Here is a 20161-nt window from a genome sequence, read left to right as displayed (position 1 = left end):
CGATGCAACGACTCCGTACGGTAGTTGCCGGCTGGGCAGCACTTGCGATCCGTGGCCGGTCGCTCACGCGGGCTCGCCATCGTGCCTGATCTCCTCCGGTCGCACGATGGCCCCTCCTGGCGAAGACTGGGCGTGTACGGGCAATCGACGACAGCAGGGGGCACGCGGTCGTGTGGCGCCCGCGGCAGCCCGCGCCGGATCGGGTGAGCACTGTGACGTCTTCTCCCTTCGGGTCAGGCGACCCGTTTTCCGACCTTTTCGATCGCTTCTTCGGAATGAGCCCGGCGGCCTCTCCGCCCGCCGTACAACGCGTGCCCATCGGCCGCCTCCTCAGTGACTCCTCGCACGAACTGCTGGCGGCTGCCGGCGCCCGGGCCGCGGAGGACGGGTCCGACCTGACCACCGAGCATCTGCTGTGGGCCGCCACGCAGGTGGCGCCGGCCCGCCGCCTGCTGGAACAGGCCGGCGTCGATCCGGACAGGCTGGCGGCAGACGTGCAAGAGCTACTGCCCTCAGGCAGCGGGAACGGGGAGCCCGCCCTGACGCCTTCCGCGAAACGGGCTCTGCTGGCCGCTCACGCTCGGTCCCAGGCAAGCGGCGCTTCGTACATAGGCCCCGAGCACATCCTCAGTGCGCTGCTGGAGGAACCGAGTTCCGATGCCGCGCAGATGCTGCGTTCCGAGGGGACTTCCCCGCAGACGCTGCGCGAGGGCCTCGGCGGTCAGCGGTCCGCGGCCGACGGGCACAGCAGCACCCCGACCCTCGACGACTACGGGCGTGATCTGACCGACGAGGCTCGCAGCGGGCGGCTCGATCCCGTGGTCGGCCGGGCCGACGAGATCGAGCAGACCGTGGAGATCCTCTCCCGCCGGTCCAAGAACAATCCCGTGCTCATCGGCGACCCCGGCGTCGGGAAGACCGCCATCGTGGAGGGGCTGGCGCAGAGGATCATCTCCGGTGACGTGCCCAAGGCCCTGCAGGACAGGCGGGTCGTCTCACTCGACATGGCCGGACTCGTCGCAGGCTCCAAGTACCGCGGCGAATTCGAGGAGCGGCTCAAGAAGGTGATCGACGAGGTCACCGCTGCGGAGAAGAACATCATCCTGTTCATCGACGAACTGCACACCATGGTCGGCGCCGGGAGCGGAGGCGAAGGCGCCATGGACGCCGGAAACATCCTCAAGCCCGCGCTGGCCCGCGGAGATCTCAGTCTCGTCGGCGCGACCACCATCGACGAGTACCGCAAGAACATCGAGAAGGACGCCGCCCTCGAACGACGATTCCAGCCCGTGATGGTGCGCGAGCCGACCGTGGACGAGACCGTCGAGATCCTGCGCGGGCTGCGCGACTCGTACGAAGCGCATCACCAGGTGCGTATCACCGACGAGGCCATCGACGCCGCGGCCGCGCTGTCCGACCGCTACATCACCGACCGCTTCCTGCCCGACAAGGCCATCGACCTCCTCGACCAGGCGGGAGCGCGGGTGGCGCTGCGCGGCGTGAGCGGCAGCACCGAGGCCGCCGAGCTCAAGGACCGGCTCACCATGCTGAACCGGGAGAAGGACGAAGCGGTCAGCAACGAGGACTTCGAGCGCGCGGCCGAGCTCAAATCGCTCATCCAGGAGACGGGGCACCGACTCGCCGATCTCGGCGGGGAGCGGGCCGAGGTCGCCGACGTCACCGCCGAGGACATCGCCGAAGTACTGTCCAGGCGCACCGGCATTCCTGTCTCACAGCTCACCGAGACCGAGCGCGAGCGGCTCCTGAAACTCGAAGAGGCACTCCACAAGCGCGTGATCGGGCAGGACGAGGCGGTCACCGCCGTGGCCCAGGCCGTGCGCCGCGGCCGCGCGGGCATGGGTGACCCCGGCCGCCCCACCGGCAGCTTCCTCTTCCTCGGCCCCACCGGCGTCGGCAAGACCGAACTCGCGAAGGCGGTCGCAGAGTTGCTGTTCGGCGGCGAGGACCGAATGGTCCGCTTCGACATGAGCGAGTTCCAGGAGAAACACACCGTCTCCCGGCTCGTCGGATCCCCGCCCGGATACGTCGGCTACGAGGAAGCGGGGCAACTCACCGAGGCGGTGCGCCGCAAGCCCTACTGCGTCCTGCTCTTCGACGAGGTGGAGAAGGCCCACCCGGACGTCTTCAATCTGCTGCTCCAGGTCATGGACGACGGGCGGCTCACGGACGCACAGGGCCGCACGGTCGACTTCCGCAACACCGTGATCATCATGACCAGCAACATCGCGTCGAAGCACATCCTGGACCACTCGGGCTCGGTCGACGAGATCAGGGACGACCTCATGGCCGAGCTGCGGGCGCATTTCCGGCCCGAATTCCTCAACAGGATCGATGAGATCGTCGTCTTCCACGCCCTGACCCGGAAGGATCTGATCCGGATCGTCGACCTGCTGCTGGAGCGCAGCCGCCGCAGACTGCACGCGCAGAAGATCGATCTGGAAGTCACCGAAACGGCCAAGGAGCTGCTGGTCAACCGGGGCTACCAGCCCGAGTTCGGCGCCCGGCCGCTGCGCCGCACGATTCAGTCCGAGCTGGACAACCGTCTGTCGAACATGCTGCTCGACGGGGCGCTCAACCCCGGCGACACAGTCGTCTGCGACGCCCAGGACGGCGAGCTCGTCTGCACCGTCGACGGTTCGGAAGGCTGAGGAGCCGTCCGGCGCAACGGCCTGCTTCCACTGTTGGATGCCACGCCCGACCTGCCCTTGTGTCCCCTTGGGTCATCACACGGGGTACCCGAGGCCGCGTGCCGACCTGCCCGCCGGATGCGGCAGGATGGAAGGTCGTTTCGGATCCGAGAATCAAGCAGGTATCACAAGGTGACAATAGATCACATACGGCGCCCGGCAACGGATTCCGCCGCCGGACCGCTCCGCCTCTCGACGGGAGGCAACCGGTGAACCGGGCACTCACACTCCACGACCTGATCGTCGCCGGGGTCATGGTGGCTGCCGGCGTCCTGGCGGGACTGCTGCTGCGCGCCGCCCTGCGGTGGCTGGGAGAGCGTGCGCGCAGGACGCGGTGGAGCGGGGACGACGTCATCGTCGACTCTCTGCGGACCCTGGTGCCCTGGGCGGCGATAGCTGCGGGCGCGGCGGCGGCCGCCGCGGTGCTCCCGCTGACCTCGCAGGTCGGACGCAACGTCAACCGGACGCTGACCGTGCTGCTCATCCTGGTAGCCACACTCACCGCGGCCCGGGTGATCACCGGTCTGGTGCGGTCCGTCGCCCAGTCCCGGTCCGGGGTGGCCGGGTCGGCCACCATCTTCGTCAACATCACGCGCGTCGTGGTGCTGGCGATGGGCTTTCTCGTCGTGCTGCAGACCTTGGGTGTCTCCATCGCCCCGCTCCTCACCGCACTGGGTGTGGGCGGCCTCGCAGTCGCTCTGGCGCTGCAGGACACTCTCGCCAACCTGTTCGCGGGCGTGCACATCCTCGCCTCGAAGACGGTGCAGCCCGGCGACTACATCCGGCTGAGCAGCGGCGAGGAAGGGTACGTGGTCGACATCAACTGGCGTAATACCGTGGTGCGTCAGCTGTCGAACAACCTGGTGATCATCCCCAACGCCCAACTGGCCGGCACCAATATGACCAACTTCAACCGGCCGGAACAGCAGATGTCGGTGCTGGTCCAGGTCGGAGTCGGCTACGACAGCGACCTGGAGCACGTCGAGCGCGTGACCGCCGAAGTCGTCGCGAGCGTCATGACCGACATCACCGGCGGCGTCCCCGACCATGAACCGGCCGTCCGGTTCCACACCTTCGGGGATTCCAGGATCAACTTCACGGTGATCCTTCGGGCCGGTGAGTTCAGCGACCAGTACCTGATCAAGCACGAGTTCATCAAGCGCCTGCACCAGCGCTACCGGGCCGAAGGCATCAAGATTCCCGCCCCGATGCGGACGGTGGCGGTGCAGCAGGGAGAGACTCCGGTGCCGATCCCACACCAGCGCACCGTCGGCTTGTGAGCTGCCCCGAGCCCCGACAACCGCCGCGGCGGTGGTGCTGACAGCGGTCATCGACCTACCTCCGCCGCCACGCTCCGGGACGCGGCGGGTGTACGACCCGGTGACGGTGGCAGAAGCGGAAGTAGTAGCAAGGATGTCCATACACCGGGGGATCCGCTGCCTCCCCCGGCGCTGCCAGGCCGCGCCGCGCCTGACCACGTCCCCCGGAGAACCAGCCGTGCCGAGCAAGACCACCGCAACCGCCGCCGGACGCGTCCCCCGCCAGGTCGGCCCTGCAGGGCGGGCCGCCCACTGGCGGTCCGCCCTGTGCCGTACCCCTGTGTCGATCTGGAAGGACGACCTCTCGGACTGGGCCGCCGCCCTGACGTACTACGCCATCCTCGCGCTGCTCCCGGCGCTGCTGGTTACCGTCGCTCTGATCGGCCTGGCCAATCCCCGGGCCACCGACGCGCTGATCACCGACATCACCGCGTTCGCCCCGGCGGAGTCCGGAGCCGCGTTGCGCCAGCCGCTGGAGGCCGCGACCCACGAGCGCGGCGCCGTGTGGCTGCTCATCGCGACGGGGACCGTCAGCGCCGTGTGGTCCGCCTCCAGCTACCTGGCCGTCTTCCGCAGGGCGCTGCACACCCAGCACGGGGTGCGGGACAAACGGCCGGCGCTACGTAAGGCCCACATCATCGTGGCCACCGCCGTGGGACTTCTGCTGCTGCTCATGACCAGCGCGTTCGCCCTGGTGCTGACCGGACCGCTGGCCCGCTGGCTGGGGCACCGGCTGGGCCTGGCACATGCCAGTGAAACGCTGTGGGCCGTGCTGAAGTGGCCCGTCCTGGTGTTCCTGGTGGCCTGTCTGATCATGGTGCTGTTCCGCACCGGACCGGCGTCGGCCAGGGGTCTGCGGCGGGGCCTTCCCGGCGGGGTGCTCGCCGCGTTCCTGTGGCTGGTCGCCTCGGCCGGGTTCGCCCTGTACGCCACGCACATCGGCTCGTACAGCCGGCTGTACGGCTCGCTCGCCGGGCTCGTCGTCTTCCTGATCTGGGTCTGGTTCACCAATCTGGCTCTGCTGGCCGGCGCCCAGTTCAACGTCGAACTGGCGCGGCCGACGCCGGGCCGCTCGTAGCGGCGTCACCCGCGCCGGTCTTTTTTCGGGGTACGCCCCGGAGCTGGGTGCTCCGGGGCGTACACGTCCGTGGTGTGCCGGTCGTCAGTGACGCGGCGCGGGGTAGGCCTTGGGCAGGCGCATGCCGCGGTCGGCCATGATGTCCCGCACGCGGTTGGGGTAGTCGGTGATGATCCCGTCGATGCCCATGTCCATGAGCGCCTCGATGGTGGCGGGGTCGTCACAGGTCCACGGGATGACCTTCAGACCGCGCTCATGGGCCTCGGAGATCATCTTCTTGTCGGGGTAGAAGCGGAAGGCCGGGTCCGCGATCGTGCCGTTCTGCGGGAAACCGTAGTTCGGGGACAGCGCGGTGACACCGGGGACGGCAGCGGCGGCCTTGACGAAGTCGCCGTCGTAGTCGTCGGCGTCGATGCCACCGAGCCACGGGGAGGCGCCGGGCTTGCCGACCTGGAGGAAGTCGTAGTTCGTCAGCGCCACCAGCGGGTACGACGGCGCGAGCTTGTGCATCTCCTTCAGCGACCCCCAGTCGAAGGACTGGATGGTGACCTGCTTCTCGATCCCGGAACGGTGGATCTCCTCGAAGACACGGCGGACGAACAGCTCGCGCGGTGCGGTCTGCTCGGGCGCGCCGGCCTCCACCTTGGTCTCGATGTTCAGCTTGACCTTCTTGGCCTTGTAGCTCTTGACCAGGTTGAGGACGTCCTTCAGCTCCACCATGCGGAAGCCCTTGACCTGCTCCTGCTCGGGGAAGCCGGGCAGCTGCTGGTAGCCGCAGTCCATGCTCTTGATCTGGGCCAGCGTCAGGTCCTTGATGTACTTGCCGACATACGGGTACATCGGGTCACCGGGCGTCACTGGACCGGTGTCCTTGCACTTCTGGGCGCTGATCTGGCGGTCGTGGTTGACCACGACCTTCTGGTCCTTGGTGATGTGGGTGTCCAGCTCCAGGGTGCTCACGCCGAGGCGCAGAGCCTTGCCGAAGCCCTCCAGCGACTCCTCGGTGGTCAGGCCGAGGCCGCCGCGGTGGGCCTGCAGGTCGAAATGAGTCTTCTGGGGCGGTACGTGGTGGTGGTGCTGGGCCGTGGCCGCCTGCGCGGTCGCCGGAACGGCGAGCACGGGCAGGACGGCTAGGCTGGCGACTGCATGCCGCAGGGACATCTATGCCTCGTCTATTTCGGGCGAACTGGACCTTGCGAAGCTAAGCCGCAACCCCGGATCGCACGAAGCTCAGAGATGAGTTCATCGTGAACGCCCGGAAAACGATCGCCCCTTCTGATGCAGGAGGGAGGACGAACGCGCTAGAAGAGCGTTTTGCTCGGGGCGTCTGTTTGATTCCACCCAGGATGTGGGGCTGGTCCCGGTGGCCCGATCGCGTGCGTCGAGTGGCGGTGGTACGGAACGCCGAGGGCGGCCTCCGGCTGCACCATCAGCGGCTTCGCCGGTGTCGGCCTCGACGGCCGTCGAGTGCGTCCTCCGCCCGGCTTGTCAAGCGGTCGGCTCGCTCCTGGGACATGCTTGTCCCACCTCGTTGGGAAATGATTTGCAGGCGGGCAGATTCCCGGCCTACGGTCTTGTACATGGGTTCCCTGTGACAGTCCCCGTGCGACCGCGTTGAGCTTGGCTCCGCCGTCGCGCGTTCTCATCCGTGCTTCCGCTCTCCCGCGTTGCCGCCTGCTGTCCGGCGTGCCGTGGAGTGTTCTGGTCTGCGCGGATGCGTCCAGCTGCCCGTTCCGATCGGCCTGGCCGAGAACAGGGGACTCTTCATGCTCACCACACAGCTCACTCTTCAGAACGTTGCCCGCCGCCACGGCGATCACGTCGTGCTGGACGACGTGTCTTTCAGCCTCAAGCCTGGCGACAAGGCTGGGATCATCGGCGACAACGGAGCCGGGAAATCCACCCTGCTGCGACTGATTGCCGGGCAGGACCGGCCCGACAACGGCGAGCTGACCGTGATCGCGCCGGGCGGCTCGGGCCATCTCGCCCAGTCGTTGGCTTTGCCTTCCGAGGCCAGCGTCCAGGACGCGGTGGACAAAGCTCTTGCCGATCTGCGCGGTCTCGAGGAGCGCATGCGCCAGGCCGAAACCGGGCTCCAGGGCCTGGCGGGCGTGGAGCTCACCGCGGCCCTGGATGCCTACGCCCAGCTGGTCGCCCAGTTCGAGGCGCGCGACGGTTATGAAGCGGATGCCCGGGTGGACGTCGCTCTGCACGGACTCGGCCTGCCAGGTCTGTCCCGGGACAGAACGCTGGGCACGCTGTCGGGCGGTGAGCGGTCGCGGCTGGCGCTGGCCGCGACCCTGGCGTCCCAGCCGGAGCTGTTGCTGCTGGACGAGCCGACCAACGATCTGGACGATCAGGCGGTGCGCTGGCTGGAGGCCCACCTGCGGGGACATCGTGGCACCGTGCTCGTGGTCACTCATGACCGGGTGTTCCTGGAGCGGGTCACCACCACGATCCTGGAGGTCGACGAGGGCAGGGTGGCGCGTTATGGCGACGGCTACGACGGCTACCTTGCCGCCAAGGCTGCCGAGCGGCGGCGCCGGCTGCAGGAGTACGAGAACTGGTGCTCGGAGCTGGTCCGCAACCAGAAGCTGGCCGACACGAATGTGGCACGGCTGGGGGCGATCCCGCGCAAGCTGCCGTTCGCCGTGTTCGGTCACGGCGCCTTCCGTACCCGCAGCCGCGGGCACGGGGCGATGAGCCGTATCCGCAACGCGAAGGAGCGAGTCGATCGGCTCACGAACAGTCCGGTCGCACCGCCGCCCGATCCGCTGGTGTTCGCCGCCGACTTGACCACCGTCGACGGGCGGTCACCGCAGGCGGCCGCGGACCTCACCGGCATCCGTGTCGGGAACCGTCTGCATGTGCCGTCGCTGCGGATCGGCGGCGACGAGCGGCTGCTGGTCACCGGGCCCAACGGTGCCGGCAAGACGACGCTGATGCGGGTGTTGGCCGGTGAACTGCAGCCCGATGAGGGGACGGTACGCACGCGTGGCCGGGTCGGCCACTTGAGGCAGCAGGAAACACCGTGGTCAGCTGGTCTGACGGTGCTGCAGGCGTTCGCCGGCGGCCGCGGGGGCGACCTGGACGAGCACACCGACCACCTCCTGTCGCTCGGCCTGTTCAGCCCCGCAGACCTGCGGCTGAAAGTGAGCGAGTTGTCCTACGGACAACGGCGTCGGCTCGAGCTGGCCCGCCTGGTGAGCGAACCCGTCGATCTGCTGTTGCTGGACGAGCCCACCAACCATCTGTCCCCGGCCCTGGTCGAGGAACTTGAAGGAGCTCTGACCGGCTACCGGGGCGCGGTCGTCATCGTCACCCACGACCGCCGCATGCGAACCCGGTTCACCGGCACCCGCCTGGAGCTGAACGCCGGCCACGTCTCGCAGCTACCCGGCCCGGGTGACGCAGCGAGTGAGCAGGTTGCTCAGTAGTTCAGCGGTCTGCGCATCGGGCTGGATGAGGCTGAGCGGGGCACGTAATGTCGGCCTGCGCGGTATCTGGGCCGGACAGCCGGTGCCCGTACCGGATCAGATCATGGGCCCAGGATGAAATGACACGTATGAACCTTCTCCCTTTCGCCACCGCTCACGCCGCCGCGGTGGCGGACTGGCCGACGACTCCCGCGGAAGTCGTCATCTGGTGCGGGCAGCAGGAGTTCCCTGTGCCTGCACGGACGATTTCCGCGTGGCAGCAGGATGACGACGTTCAGGCTCACGTGCTCGTCGAGCGCGAGAAACTCGTCGGTTACGGGGAATTGTGGTTCGACGCCGAGGAGGACGAGGTCGAGCTGGCTCGGATCATCGTCGCACCCGAGGCCCGCGGGAAGGGGCTCGGCCGCGTGCTCGTCCGGGGTCTGCTCGCACAAGCTCACAAGGCAGGTTGGGCCGATGTCTTCATGCGCGTGCACCCGGACAACGAGACGGCTCTGAGGTGCTATCTGGGGGCCGGGTTCGTGCCGGTCGCCCCTGACCTTGCCGAGTACTGGAATGCCGCTCAGCCGGTCAATTATGTCTGGCTTCGGCACGATGCCGAGAGATCGGTCGACTGAGCTGCCGCCCACCAACCCGTGCTGCCGGGGTGCGAGACAGTTCCGCCCGTCGAGAAGCTCCAGGTCCGTAACTTCGTCCGACGGCCGGGAGGCCGGCGCTCCGCTCGCGAGACCGAGCGCGATCGTGCCGGCGTGCGCCACCACTTCCCCTCACGGGACAATTCACCGCACGTGTGCTGCCGCGATCATTCCCCCGGCAATCGTCAGGATCGATGCACGGACCGGTCGGCCGGCTCCCCGACGCGCCGGCACGAAATGTGGTGGCGGGCGGCCCGGGTCGACTCACCTCCGCTCGCGCTCGGAGGCGCGTGGCGATGGTGCTCAGCGGCCGACGAGGTCGTGGGCGGCTCGGGCGATGTGGGTGCTTGAGATGCCTGTGACGTCGAGGAGTTCGGACGGGGTCCCGGAGCCCGGCAGGTCGTGCACGGCGAGGTGGGCGAATGCGGGGGTGAGGCGCTGCGCGGCGAGTGCGGACAGGACAGCCTCGCCGATTCCGCCCTCAGGATGATGATCCTCGACGACGACCAGTGCGCCGGTTTCCTGGGCGGCGCGAGCGAGGGTGCCGACGTCCAGGGGCTTTACGGAGTACAGGTCGATGACGCGGGCGGGGATGCCGTCGGCGGCCAATTGGTCGGCGGCGGCAAGGCATTCGTGGACGGTGACGCCGGCGCCCAGGAGGGTGACCTGGTCACTGTCACCGGCGCGCAGGGTCTTGGATCCACCGACCGGGAAGGTCTCGTCCGGGGCGTAGAGGACGGGGTAGGCACCCCGGGTGGTGCGCAGGTAGGAGATGCCGTCGAGGTCCGCCATGGCAGCGGTCAGGGCCGTGGCGGATGTGGCGTCGCTGGGGTAGAGCACCGTGGAGCCGTGAATGGCCCGCATCATGGCGAGGTCTTCCAGGCCCATCTGGGAGGGGCCGTCCGCGCCGATCTCGACACCGCAGTGGGTACCGCACAGACTCATGGAGACCTGAGAGATGGCGGCCATGCGAATGAAGTCGTGGGCTCGCGTGAGGAAGGCTGCGAAGGTGGTGGCGTAGGGGCGGTAGCCGCGTACGGCCATGCCGACCGCGCAGGCGATCATCTGCTGTTCGGCGATGTAGATCTGGAAGTACCGCTCGGGGTGTGCCTTGCCGAAGTCCTCCGCGTGCGTGGAGTTACCCACTTCGGCGTCCAGGGCCACGATGTCGGGGCGGGCGCCGATCGCGGCGAGCGTCTTGCCGAAGGCGACGCGGGTGGCGACCGCGTCTCCCATCTTGAACTGCGGCAACGTCACCTGCACCGGAGCGACCGGGTCAGTGGAGGTGGCGGCGGGCGGCTGGGGGCCGCGGACGGTGTGGTGGCGTACGCCGCCCAGTTCGGTGATCGCGCGGGCGGCCAGGTCGTCGGGCAGCGGCTTGCCGTGCCAGCCCTCCGCGTCTGCGACCTCGGCGACACCCTGGCCCTTGACCGTCCTGGCGACGATGACGGTGGGGGCCTGTCCGTCGTCCGCGACAGCCAGGGCTTGTTCGACGGCCGCCAGGTCGTGGCCGTCGACGACAAGGGCGCGGCAGTCGAAGGCTTCGGCGCGGCGGACGTAGGCGTCGGTGTCCCAGCCCAGCTCCGTGGGGCCTCTCTGGCCGAGGCGGTTGACGTCGATGATCACGGTGAAGTTGGCCAGCCGGTGGCGACCTGCCTTGTCCAGGGCTTCCCACACCGACCCTTCAGCCATTTCGCTGTCGCCACACAGCACCCACACACGGGAGGACTGTTGTTCCAGGTCCCGTCCGGCAAGTGCGATGCCGATGCCGTAGGCGATGCCCTGGCCCAGCGAGCCGGTGGCTACATCCACCCAGGGCAGGACCGGAGTGGGGTGGCCTTGAAGACGCGCACCTTTGCGGCGGTAGGTGGTCATGAGTTCCTCTTCGTCGATCGCGCCGGCGGCGAGGAACATCGCGTACAGCAAGGGGGAGGCGTGCCCCTTGGAGAAGACCAGGTGGTCGTTGGCCGGGTTCTTCGGGCTCTGCCAGTCGTAGCGCAGGTGACGTGCCATGAGGACGGCCATGAGATCCGCGGCGGACAGGCTGGAGGTGGGGTGGCCGGAGCCGGCGGCGGTGCTGGCGCGGACGGAGTCCACCCGCAGCTGCTGAGCCAACTCGAAGACCTCGTCCAGGTCACTGTCAGGCCCCAGCGAGACAGTGGCGGTGTTCTCAGCCGACATCGCGGACTCCTCTCAAGACGTGCGTTCCGATCCGGTCGTTCGACGGCCGCCGGCTCGCGGGCCGCGCGCAGAGGCTGCGTGCGACGGCCGTGCCCTTGCCGACCGTATGCCCGTGGGACAGAGGCCGCGATTCAAACGCATGCCGGTCGGAGGGCTCGGTCCGGGAACACCAGCGGTGCGGTGCAGTGGCGTTTGTCCGCTGTGCTTTCGCAGGCGGCGGTTCGGCCTGGTGGCACCGCGGTGCGCCGCGGTGCAGATCTCGCTGTGGTGGCGTACGCCCGCTGCGGTGAGGGCCTCGTCGAGGCGGTTCATCTGCTCGCGGCCGAAATGCACCTCCGCGGTGATCCGGCCGGCGAGCAGGTGCGGACTCCCGGGTCGGTAGGTGCCGGCGGCGCGCAGGGCCAGGCGGGCGCCCCTGCACCGGCTCATGGCGCCGATCTGCCGGCCGTGGGGCTGCCCGAGGTCAACCGCGGCTGGGGCCCGGTCGGGGGGGCCGCCGCGGATAGCTGAGCCCCGCCGCGTTCCCGGGGGCTGGTGGAGGTGCTACTCGGCTGCTCCGTTGCGGGTGCGCTGGTAGTGGCGCCTGGCCTTCATCCTGTTGCCGCAGACGGCCATCGAGCACCAGCGCGCCTTGTTGGTCTTGCTGCGGTCGAGGAGGAACCGCCGGCACTCCGGATTGGCACACGGCCGCAGTCGCCCTGGCATCGCCTTCTGCAACGCGCTCCAGGCCATGACCGCCTGCACCGCCATCCGGCGCTCCTTGCAGGCGTCGAGATCCCAGGACACTCCGCCGGAGGAGACCTGCGGACGGGACGTGACTCCCTCGAGGACCGGGGCCAGTGACGTGGCCGGCCGGCTGCCGCGCACCACCTCCTGCAGAGCGTCGCGCGCCCGTAGGAGGTGGCGGTGCTCGTCCGCGGTGCCGCTGCCGCCGTGCGCTCGCTGCCAGGCCTCGGCCGCTTCCGGATCCGCCAGCTGATCCTGGACCTCGCCGTTGACCACCGGCGTCGTGTTGAGGAGTTCCAGCAGTGCGTCCTGCTGCTCTCGGTCGGCATCGGCCGCCATCACGCCTCCTAACCGCATCGAATTGCTTGACAGGTTACATGAATCGATCCCCCTCTAACCACAAAAGAACATTTTGACGGTTACTTTCGGACGTACCGTTCACCGCGGCCGAGGCGACAGGAGCGATCGGAAACCGTGCGCACCGGACCGACCGGGCCGACACCGATGGGCCGAGAACACTCGCACCCGGCCGCTCCACTCGCCGACGGGCCACCGACAGGCGGAGGCTTGAGAAAGGCCACGGATCCACCCCCACCCCGCCCCGAGCTCCCGACGGGCGGGGAACGCACCCCACCCCGGAGGCCTCCAGTCGTTCTAACCAGTAATAGCACCTTGACAGGTTAGATATGGCGTGGTCGACTGGATTCATAACCACTCAAGCTCGATAGAAGGGTTAGGGATATGACTCCCGCAGTCCACCACCGCACGGCCACCGTCAACGGCCTCGAGGTCTTCTACCGGGAGGCCGGCGACCCCCAGGCACCCGATGTGGTGCTGCTCCACGGCTTCCCGACCAGCTCGCACATGTTCCGCCAACTGATCCCGGCACTCGCCGACCGGTACCACGTCATCGCTCCCGACCACATCGGGTTCGGCCAGTCGGCGATGCCCGCCCTGGAGGACTTCCCCTACACCTTCGAGGCCCTCACCGAGGTCACCTCCGGCCTGCTGAAGCACTTGGGTATCGGCCGGTTCGCGATGTACGTGCAGGACTACGGCGCCCCCATCGGCTGGCGCCTCGCGCTCCAGGCCCCGGACCGCATCACCGCGATCATCAGCCAGAACGGCAACGCCTACGAAGCGGGCTTCGTCAAGCCCTTCTGGGACGGCGTCTTCGCCTACGCCCAAGCGCCCGGACCCGACACCGAGGCCCCCATGCGAGGCGCCCTGACCGCCGAGATCACCCGATGGCAGTACGTGAACGGAGTCGCCGACCCCAGCCTGGTCAGCCCCGACAACTGGGTCCACGACCAGGCACTGCTGGACCGGCCCGGCAACGACGAGATCCAGCTCAAGCTGTTCCGCGACTACCCCACCAACGTCGACCTCTACCCACAGGTCCACCAGTACTTCCGCGACTCCCAGGTCCCACTGCTGGCGGTCTGGGGCGCCAACGACGAAATCTTCGGCCCCGCGGGCGCCGAGGCGTTCAGCACGGACCTGCCCAACGCCGAGATCTACCTGCTCGAGTCCGGCCACTTCGCCCTCGAGAGCCACCTGGAGCCCATCACCCAGTACATCCGCGACTTCCTCGACCGCGTCCTGGCCTGACGCCGCAGGTCGAGGCACCACCGCCATCGACGGCAAGGCCATCCGGACCTGCTGCCGCCGACCGGAGGCCGCGGTCTCCCGCTGCTCCTGCAAGTCCTGACCGGGCAACGACAACCACCCGGCCATCCCGGGGTGCGCCTCCCGCCCACCCCGCACCCGGAAGGAAAACGCCATGGGACTGTCCTGGCAGCAAGGGCCCCTTTCCGCAGGCGCGATCGGACACTTCCTCACCCCCGAACCCCTGCCTGAGCGACTGCTGTTCGCCGAGCCGCTGCGCCGCCGCATGCGCGTGAAGTTCAACGACACCTGGATCGCCGACAGCGAGAACGTCATCCTGCTGCACGAGCCGGGCCGCTACCCCGTCGCCTACTTCCCCCGCGGGGACGTGGACCCCCAGGTCCTGGCCGCAGGCGACAAGGTCACCCACCACAAGGACCTGGGCGAGACCACCTGGTACGCGGTCCATGCCGGCGACCGCACCACCGAACGGGCCGCCTGGGAGTTCACCTCGCCGCCCGAGCACGCCGCCGAGCTGCAAGGCCGCATCGCCTTCGCGTGGCGGGCCATGGACGCCTTCCACGAGGAGGACGAGCGCATCCTGGGACACGCCGCGGACCCGTACCACCGCATCGACATCCGCAACAGCTCCAGGCCTCTGGAAGTCCGCCTGGGCGACACCGTGGTGGCCCGCTCCGAGCACCCCGTCGTGCTCTACGAATCCGGATTCGCCCCGCGCTGGTACGTCCCGCGCGCCGACATCGACGAGACCCAGCTGCGCCCCGTCGCAGGACAGACCTTCTGCCCCTACAAGGGCCTGTGCGACTACTACGACATCGGCGATGTGCACCGGGCCGCCTGGACGTACCGCAACGCCTACCCGGAGGTCGGCCGGATCGGTGACATGGTGTCCTTCGAACCGGACCAGGTCGAGATCCACCTGGACGGGAAACGCCTGGAACTCGAGCCCGGACAGAAGGTCGTCCCCCACGGCGTCGACCGCGGCCTGGACGTCGACGAAGTCAGGGCGCACTGACCCGGCAGGAGCCGGAGGGCGGACTTACCGCGTGGAATTCGCCCAAGCAACGCGGAACACGGAACGCGGCACCACCCGACCGGTCTCACTACCGGCCCCGTCAACGGCAGCAGCGTCGACGGCCGGGGCAGCATGGACAGTGGAGTCCGCCCGGGAGCCCTTCGCACGTCGACCGGGCGGACCACCTTTGGCGCGAGCCTACTGACAGCAAATTTCTCGCGGCCGGCCGCACCGCAGGCCGAGAGTCCGGCACAGCAGCGTCCAGTGGCCGCAATCGGGACGGCCCGGCTGCAGCGCTCGACCGTTCGTGCCGAGCGGATTGCTGAAGTCGCCGTTGTCGCTGTCCGAGACGTTGTGGATGGCGATGTGCTCGGCGCCGTCCTTGTGGTAGCGGACGATCATGCGGTTTTGGACCGGGTCGATGGAGCAGGTGCTCGCGCCGACCGCCGAGGACATGCTCCGGGCGGAGTATCCGAGACCGTGCGCGGCGAGTCCGACGCCGGTGCCGGTGCGCAGCAGTCCTCGACGGATCAGGGACGGACGGGAGGACGACGGCCCCCTTTTCCGGAGGTAACTCCCTTACGGACCCGCCGACTTGACGTGATCCCGACACGAGAAATTTACCCTCACAGATCTACTCGCATAGACCTCATGGCGCCATCCTGGGCGCAGACGTCCCAGAACCCGTCCCAGCAGCGCAGACGCCCACCCGGCGGCTCCGCCCTGGGCGGAGCCAGCGCTCGGCATCAGGAGGATCTCTTGAGCAAGAAGCAGTTGCGGCGTACCGCCCTCGTGGCCGCCCTTCTCACCGCGGTCACCACCGCCACGGCGCAGGGAGCCGTATCGGCGACCGCCGAGGCGTCCACGGCCCGGCCGTCCGCCGCGGCACCGTCCGCCGTGAGCGGCATCGAGGACGATGTCGCCCGCTCCCTCGCCGCCTCCCTGGCGGATACGGGCTGGCGGTCGCAGGTACGCAGCGCGGCCCTCTCATCCGCCCAGGTCGATGTACAGGCCCTGGCGGCTCGGGCCGCCACCCGGAGCGGCAAGGCCCTGATCCCGGCGGTCCGCGAGGCGGACCGCCGTATCGCTGCGGCCAAGGGGCTGGCCGCGAGCACCGGTTCGCTGCTGCGCGTCCGTCTCGGCGACGCCTCGATGCGCGAGGACCTGACCGGTGGGGCCGTCCCGCTGGTCGCCGCCGCCCCTGCCGACGACGCCGCCGAGACGATAACCGCGTACGACAGCCAGGGACGTGCGCACACCCTCGACGCCCGTGAGGTGCCCCAACGGCCTGTCTACGTGGTGGACATCGACGTCTCCAAGGCCTTGGCGGCGGGGCTCGGCGTCCTGAGAGCAGAGTTCGCGAAGCATGGCGTCGCCACCCCCCGGCCGCAGGCGCGGCAGGCAGCCGGTGGCTGGTGGTCCACCCGCGTCACCTCCGTCGAACTGGCCGACGACGAAGAGCCCTGGGTCAAGGGTGACGCCGAGGTGTACACGCTTGTGACCGGCTTCGGGCTGGACGGCAAGGTGCGCGTGGACACGGTGGACATGCCCTATCTGAACAGCGACGGGGTCGTCTATTACCCCAACCAGATCCTGGTCAACTGGTCGAACTACAAGTACAACCTCGCCGACGCCGTGATGATGGAGGACGACGGCGACACGAACTACCAGGCCCTCGCCCAGGCTCTGACCACGGCCCTGCTCACCATCACGGACCAGGGGGCGTACATTCCCCTGGTGAACGCGGTGCTGTCGGCCATCCCCACCTCCTGGTGGACCGATGACCCGAACTACGTCGACTCCTGGTACACCCTCGCCCGGAGTGACTCGGATCGCCGAAACGGGGCGGCCGGCAACGGCTGGATCACGGTCGAGCCGTACTTCGTCGAGCAGTTCTGACCGCGCGTACGCATGTCTCGCGAAGGCCGCCCGAGGGCGGCCTTCCGTGCTTCGGTCACCGGCCGTCCTTCTCTGAACGATCGCTGATGATCACCGAGGGAAGAGAAGCGATGGCTCCGGCCCAACCGCTCGCCGAGGCTCTGGATACGCTTTCGGTGCACGACGTACGGGGCGAGGCCGACGGCTTCGACGTCGCCGTCGGCGCGTGCCCGGCGGGTACAGCCGCTCCGCGTCAACGGGGCGTCATGTGCTCCCTCTTCACCACCAGGCCGTTCGGCGCCTCGACGTGCGCCGTACCGTCGGCGTCGATGGAGATGTCCAGCCGCCCGCCGGCGATGTCGAGGCCCTCGACCTTCATCGGCCGGTATTCCTCAGCGAATCCGGGCGCGACGGTGAGCGTTCCGCCGGGGACATCGGCAGAGAGCCCCAGCATCGACTGCAGGATCATGACGGACGAGGCCGCCGCCCAGGCCTGGGGACGGCAGGACGCCGGATAGGGCGAGGGCCGGGCGTCGGTCGCCGCGCCATGACCGGCGAACAGCTCGGGAAGCCGCCCGTCGAAGCCCGCGGAGGCGGTCAGAAGACCCCCGGAGAGGGACGCGGCCGTTTCCGGGAACCCGGCCCTGACCAGCCCGTGTACCGCGATCGCGGTGTCGTGCGGCCAGATGGAACCGATGTGGTAGCCGTACGGGTTGTAGGCCACGGAGTCGCTGCTCAGGGTCCGCAGGCCATGGCCCGAGTCGAGGTCGGGCGCGCCGAGCCTGGCGGCCAGCAGGGCGCTCTCCTCGTGGTTGAGCAGGCCGGTGCCCAGCAACTGGCCGAAGCCCGAAGTGACCGAGTCCACCGGCTTCTTGTCCCCGTCGAGCGCGACGGCCGGGTACGGACCCCGTTCGTCCTCCACCCAGAAGTGGCTGCGGAACCGATCACGCAGCCGTTCGGCCCACTCCTCCCACCGGTCGGCGCCGGGGCGGCCGAAGGCGCGCAGCAGGTCGGCGCCGCCGCGGGCCGCCTCGTATGCGTAGGCCTGGACTTCGCAGAGCGCGATCGGGGAGGTGGCGAAGCGGCCGTCGCGATACCGGATGGAGTCGCCGGAGTCCTTCCATCCCTGGTTGGCCAGGCCACGTCCGGTGCGGTCGATGTACTTGAGGAATCCGTCCCCGTCCGCGTCGCCATGGTCGCGCATCCAGGCGAGGGCGGACTCCGCGTGCGGCAGGAGCTGCTCCACCTGCTCGGGCGCGAGGCCCCAGCGCCAGGAGTCGTGCAGCAGGGTGATCCAGAGCGGGGTGGCGTCGACCGTGCCGTAGTAGCAGGGCGGCAGGGAGAAGTTCTCGTTGAAGTTCTGGGTGGCTCGGCGCACTTCGTGCAGAATCTTGCCGGGCTGTTCCTCGGTGTCCTGGTCGGACCTCACGCCTTGGCGGCGGGCGAGGGTGCGCAGCGTACCGGCGGCGAGATCGGTGCCCAGCGGCAGCAGCATACGGGCCGCCCACAGGGAGTCGCGGCCGAAGAGGGTGAGGAACCACGGGGCTCCGGCGGCCAGGAACTGGTCGGCGGGCTTGTCCGGATCGGTCAGCCGCAGTCGGTCGAGGTCGGCGGCCGACTGGCTCAGCCACTGGTCGAAGCGCCGGTCGGCGCTTCGCAGTACCGGTGTGCGCCAGGGCAGGCTGTCCGCCGGGGGCGCGGGGAACTGATCGCCGTCCTCATGAGCCGCGTCGCAGTGCAGCACAGCGGTCCATGACGAGCGGGGCGTGAGTTCGATGTCGTACTCCAGCCGTCCAGCAGCCGGGTCGATCGTGGCGGGCTCCGGGGAGCTGGTGAGGCGTACGGCGAAGGTGTCCCGTGACCAGTCGAGTCCGCTCTCGGTGGCGCCGGCGGTGACCGGGCTCTGCGCGTGTCCGGACTTGACGCGCTCCATCGGGGCGAGGTCGGTCCCGGCAGTGACGATCAGCCGGACACGGACGTTCTGCCGTCCGGCGTTGGCGACTTCGAGAGTCTCCTCCAGGCGCCCGGGGGTGACGCGGCGGCGCCGGTGCAGGGTGACCGCCGGATCCGGGGTCTCCTCACCCAGTCCGCGCAGCACACCGCGGAAGGCCGCCCGGTCCGCTCCTTCGAAGGCTCCCCGTACCGGCGCAATCGCGATCCCGTCTGCCGCGACGGTCAGGCGGGCGAGCGCTCTGCTGTCGCCGTGGTAGAAGCCGTCGGCGGAACCGTCGATCTGTCCGTCGGAGTGCGAGATCGCGAAGCTCGGGGCGTACAGCGTCACACAGGCGTCATGCAGGAATGGCTGGAGGCCTTCGGCCGAAGGACCGGGCCCCGTGTCGGAGTTCGTCATGTCGTGGGTCTTGACAGTGGTGTCCAACAGAGCAGAACCTCTCAGGCATTGGAGCGTTCCAAGAACCCTAACTACGACTTCACAGCGTTGACAACGGTATTGGAACGCTCCAATAAACTCGTCCGTTCGCACAACCGGTTCCGGAGACAGCCATGCCCCGCTCCCCCAACACCCCCGCACCCAAGGCAGGTTCGGTGACTCTTGCCACGGTGGCGAGGCGGGCCGGCGTCTCTCCGCAAACAGTGTCAAACGCAATCAACTCGCCTGAACTGCTGCGCCCGGAGACCCTGGAGCGGGTCCGCCGCACCATCGACGAGCTGGGCTATCGCCCGCATCGAGCCGCCCAGACCCTGCGCACCCGCTCCAGCAGACTCATCGGCTACGGCATACGTCCCACCGCCCCCGGCACCTCGGCCCCGGTCATGGACCGGTTTCTGCACGCCTTGTCCCAGACCGCCGACGAAGCGGGCTACCGGATCCTGCTCTTCGCCTCACCCCCTGGCAGCACCGGCCTCGAGGGGTACGAGGAGCTCCTCGACCTGCACAGCGTGGATGGCTTCGTGCTGAGCGGCACCGAGCGGGGCGACAGGCGCCAGGCCTGGCTGGAGAAGCACGGTGTGCCATTCGTGGGCTTCGGCCGGATGTGGTCCGGCCGGCAGATAGGCGACTGGGTCGACGTCGACGGTGCCTCGGGCACGGACTCCGCAGTCGAGCACCTGGTCGGCATGGGGCATCGCAAGATCGCGTTTCTCGGCTGGCCGCGCGGCTCCGGAGTCGGCGACGACCGCGCCGAGGGCTGGCAGCGCGCCATGCAGCGGCACGGCCTTGCGGTACGCGGCAAGCGGGCGCAAAGCATCGATGACATCACCTCGGCACAGGCCGCCGCCGGACCACTGCTCGACTCGGGCGCGACGGCCGTGATCGCCGCCAGCGACATGCTCGCCCTCGGCTGCTATCAGGCCCTGCGCGAGCGACAAGCCGTTCCGGGCACGGATGTCGCCGTCGTCGGCTTCGACGACTCCCCCACGGCGTCGCTTCTCTCCCCCGGACTGTCCACCGTCGCCCAGCCACTGGAGGCCGTCGGCCGCGAATGTGTCCGTCTTCTGTTGGCCCGAATGTCGGAACCCGACGCTCCGCCTGAGCGCGTCCTGCTCGAACCGTCTCTCGTCGTGCGCGACAGCACACCCGCGTCGGGCAACTGAACC

15 protein-coding genes are annotated in these 20161 nt (G+C 68.9%); 10 read left to right on the top strand and 5 right to left on the bottom strand.

The genetic code is table 11. The features are described 5' to 3' along the window. Positions 1 to 203: 203 nt before the first annotated feature. The 3 genes from OHB49_RS40425 (at position 204) to OHB49_RS40415 (ending at position 5105) form a co-directional block, all read left to right on the top strand. The gene (locus OHB49_RS40425) at positions 204 to 2669 is read left to right on the top strand and encodes an ATP-dependent Clp protease ATP-binding subunit (protein ID WP_443079619.1); all 2466 of its coding nucleotides are present in this window, start codon (positions 204 to 206) and stop codon (positions 2667 to 2669) included. 248 nt (positions 2670 to 2917) lie between these two features. Then, the gene (locus tag OHB49_RS40420; RefSeq protein WP_329165930.1) at positions 2918 to 3988 is read left to right on the top strand and encodes a mechanosensitive ion channel family protein; all 1071 of its coding nucleotides are present in this window, start codon (positions 2918 to 2920) and stop codon (positions 3986 to 3988) included. Positions 3989 to 4205: 217 nt separating this feature from the next. After that, the gene (locus tag OHB49_RS40415) at positions 4206 to 5105 is read left to right on the top strand and encodes a YihY/virulence factor BrkB family protein (protein ID WP_329165929.1); all 900 of its coding nucleotides are present in this window, start codon (positions 4206 to 4208) and stop codon (positions 5103 to 5105) included. An 84-nt stretch (positions 5106 to 5189) separates the two neighbouring features. Here OHB49_RS40415 and OHB49_RS40410 read toward each other — a convergent pair whose 3' ends face one another. Continuing rightward, complete coding sequence (locus OHB49_RS40410; RefSeq protein ID WP_329165928.1) at positions 5190 to 6266, bottom strand: glycerophosphodiester phosphodiesterase family protein; 1077 nt, start codon at positions 6264 to 6266, stop codon at positions 5190 to 5192. A gap of 605 nt (positions 6267 to 6871) precedes the next feature. Here OHB49_RS40410 and OHB49_RS40405 point away from each other — a divergent pair. Continuing rightward, on the top strand, positions 6872 to 8542 hold the full coding sequence (locus tag OHB49_RS40405; protein ID WP_329165926.1) for a TlrC/CarA/OleB/SrmB family ABC-F type ribosomal protection protein: 1671 nt from the start codon (positions 6872 to 6874) through the stop codon (positions 8540 to 8542). Positions 8543 to 8670: 128 nt separating this feature from the next. Next, the gene (locus tag OHB49_RS40400) at positions 8671 to 9159 is read left to right on the top strand and encodes a GNAT family N-acetyltransferase (protein WP_329165924.1); all 489 of its coding nucleotides are present in this window, start codon (positions 8671 to 8673) and stop codon (positions 9157 to 9159) included. Positions 9160 to 9480: 321 nt separating this feature from the next. On the opposite strand, the gene OHB49_RS40395 is transcribed toward OHB49_RS40400, so the two are convergent. Further along, a complete protein-coding gene (locus OHB49_RS40395) occupies positions 9481 to 11358 on the bottom strand; it encodes a transketolase (protein ID WP_329165923.1) in 1878 nt (625 codons plus the stop codon). Positions 11359 to 11598: 240 nt separating this feature from the next. Between OHB49_RS40395 and OHB49_RS40390 the strand changes: the two genes are divergently transcribed. After that, positions 11599 to 11868 carry a hypothetical protein gene (locus OHB49_RS40390; RefSeq protein ID WP_329165921.1) on the top strand — a complete coding sequence of 90 codons (270 nt, stop codon included), beginning with the start codon at positions 11599 to 11601 and terminating at the stop codon, positions 11866 to 11868. 33 nt (positions 11869 to 11901) lie between these two features. Here the strand turns inward: OHB49_RS40390 and OHB49_RS40385 are convergent, their stop codons facing one another. Then, complete coding sequence (locus OHB49_RS40385; protein ID WP_329165920.1) at positions 11902 to 12423, bottom strand: CGNR zinc finger domain-containing protein; 522 nt, start codon at positions 12421 to 12423, stop codon at positions 11902 to 11904. Between the two features lie 402 nt (positions 12424 to 12825). On the opposite strand from OHB49_RS40385, the gene OHB49_RS40380 reads away from it, so the two are divergent. Further along, positions 12826 to 13695, top strand: coding sequence for an alpha/beta fold hydrolase (locus OHB49_RS40380; protein WP_329165919.1), 870 nt, complete (start codon positions 12826 to 12828; stop codon positions 13693 to 13695). Positions 13696 to 13867: 172 nt separating this feature from the next. After that, a complete protein-coding gene (locus tag OHB49_RS40375; RefSeq protein ID WP_329165918.1) occupies positions 13868 to 14728 on the top strand; it encodes a DUF427 domain-containing protein in 861 nt (286 codons plus the stop codon). A 198-nt stretch (positions 14729 to 14926) separates the two neighbouring features. Here the strand turns inward: OHB49_RS40375 and OHB49_RS40370 are convergent, their stop codons facing one another. Beyond that, positions 14927 to 15184, bottom strand: a complete 258-nt coding sequence (locus OHB49_RS40370; RefSeq protein ID WP_329165916.1) for a hypothetical protein — start codon at positions 15182 to 15184, stop codon at positions 14927 to 14929. Between the two features lie 303 nt (positions 15185 to 15487). Here OHB49_RS40370 and OHB49_RS40365 point away from each other — a divergent pair, with 303 nt between their 5' ends. After that, the gene (locus OHB49_RS40365) at positions 15488 to 16627 is read left to right on the top strand and encodes a DUF3103 family protein (RefSeq protein ID WP_329165915.1); all 1140 of its coding nucleotides are present in this window, start codon (positions 15488 to 15490) and stop codon (positions 16625 to 16627) included. Positions 16628 to 16859: 232 nt separating this feature from the next. Here the strand turns inward: OHB49_RS40365 and OHB49_RS40360 are convergent, their stop codons facing one another. Then, on the bottom strand, positions 16860 to 18983 hold the full coding sequence (locus OHB49_RS40360; protein WP_329165914.1) for an amylo-alpha-1,6-glucosidase: 2124 nt from the start codon (positions 18981 to 18983) through the stop codon (positions 16860 to 16862). Positions 18984 to 19108: 125 nt separating this feature from the next. Here OHB49_RS40360 and OHB49_RS40355 point away from each other — a divergent pair, with 125 nt between their 5' ends. After that, entirely contained in the window at positions 19109 to 20158 is a 1050-nt protein-coding gene (locus OHB49_RS40355; protein WP_329165913.1) for a LacI family DNA-binding transcriptional regulator, read from the top strand. Positions 20159 to 20161 lie beyond the last annotated feature (3 nt).

The sequence above is a fragment of the Streptomyces sp. NBC_01717 genome (genome assembly GCF_036248255.1).
Classification (GTDB): domain Bacteria; phylum Actinomycetota; class Actinomycetes; order Streptomycetales; family Streptomycetaceae; genus Streptomyces.
Note: the sequence above shows the minus strand (reverse complement) of the source record. Positions and strands in the feature narration are given on the sequence as shown.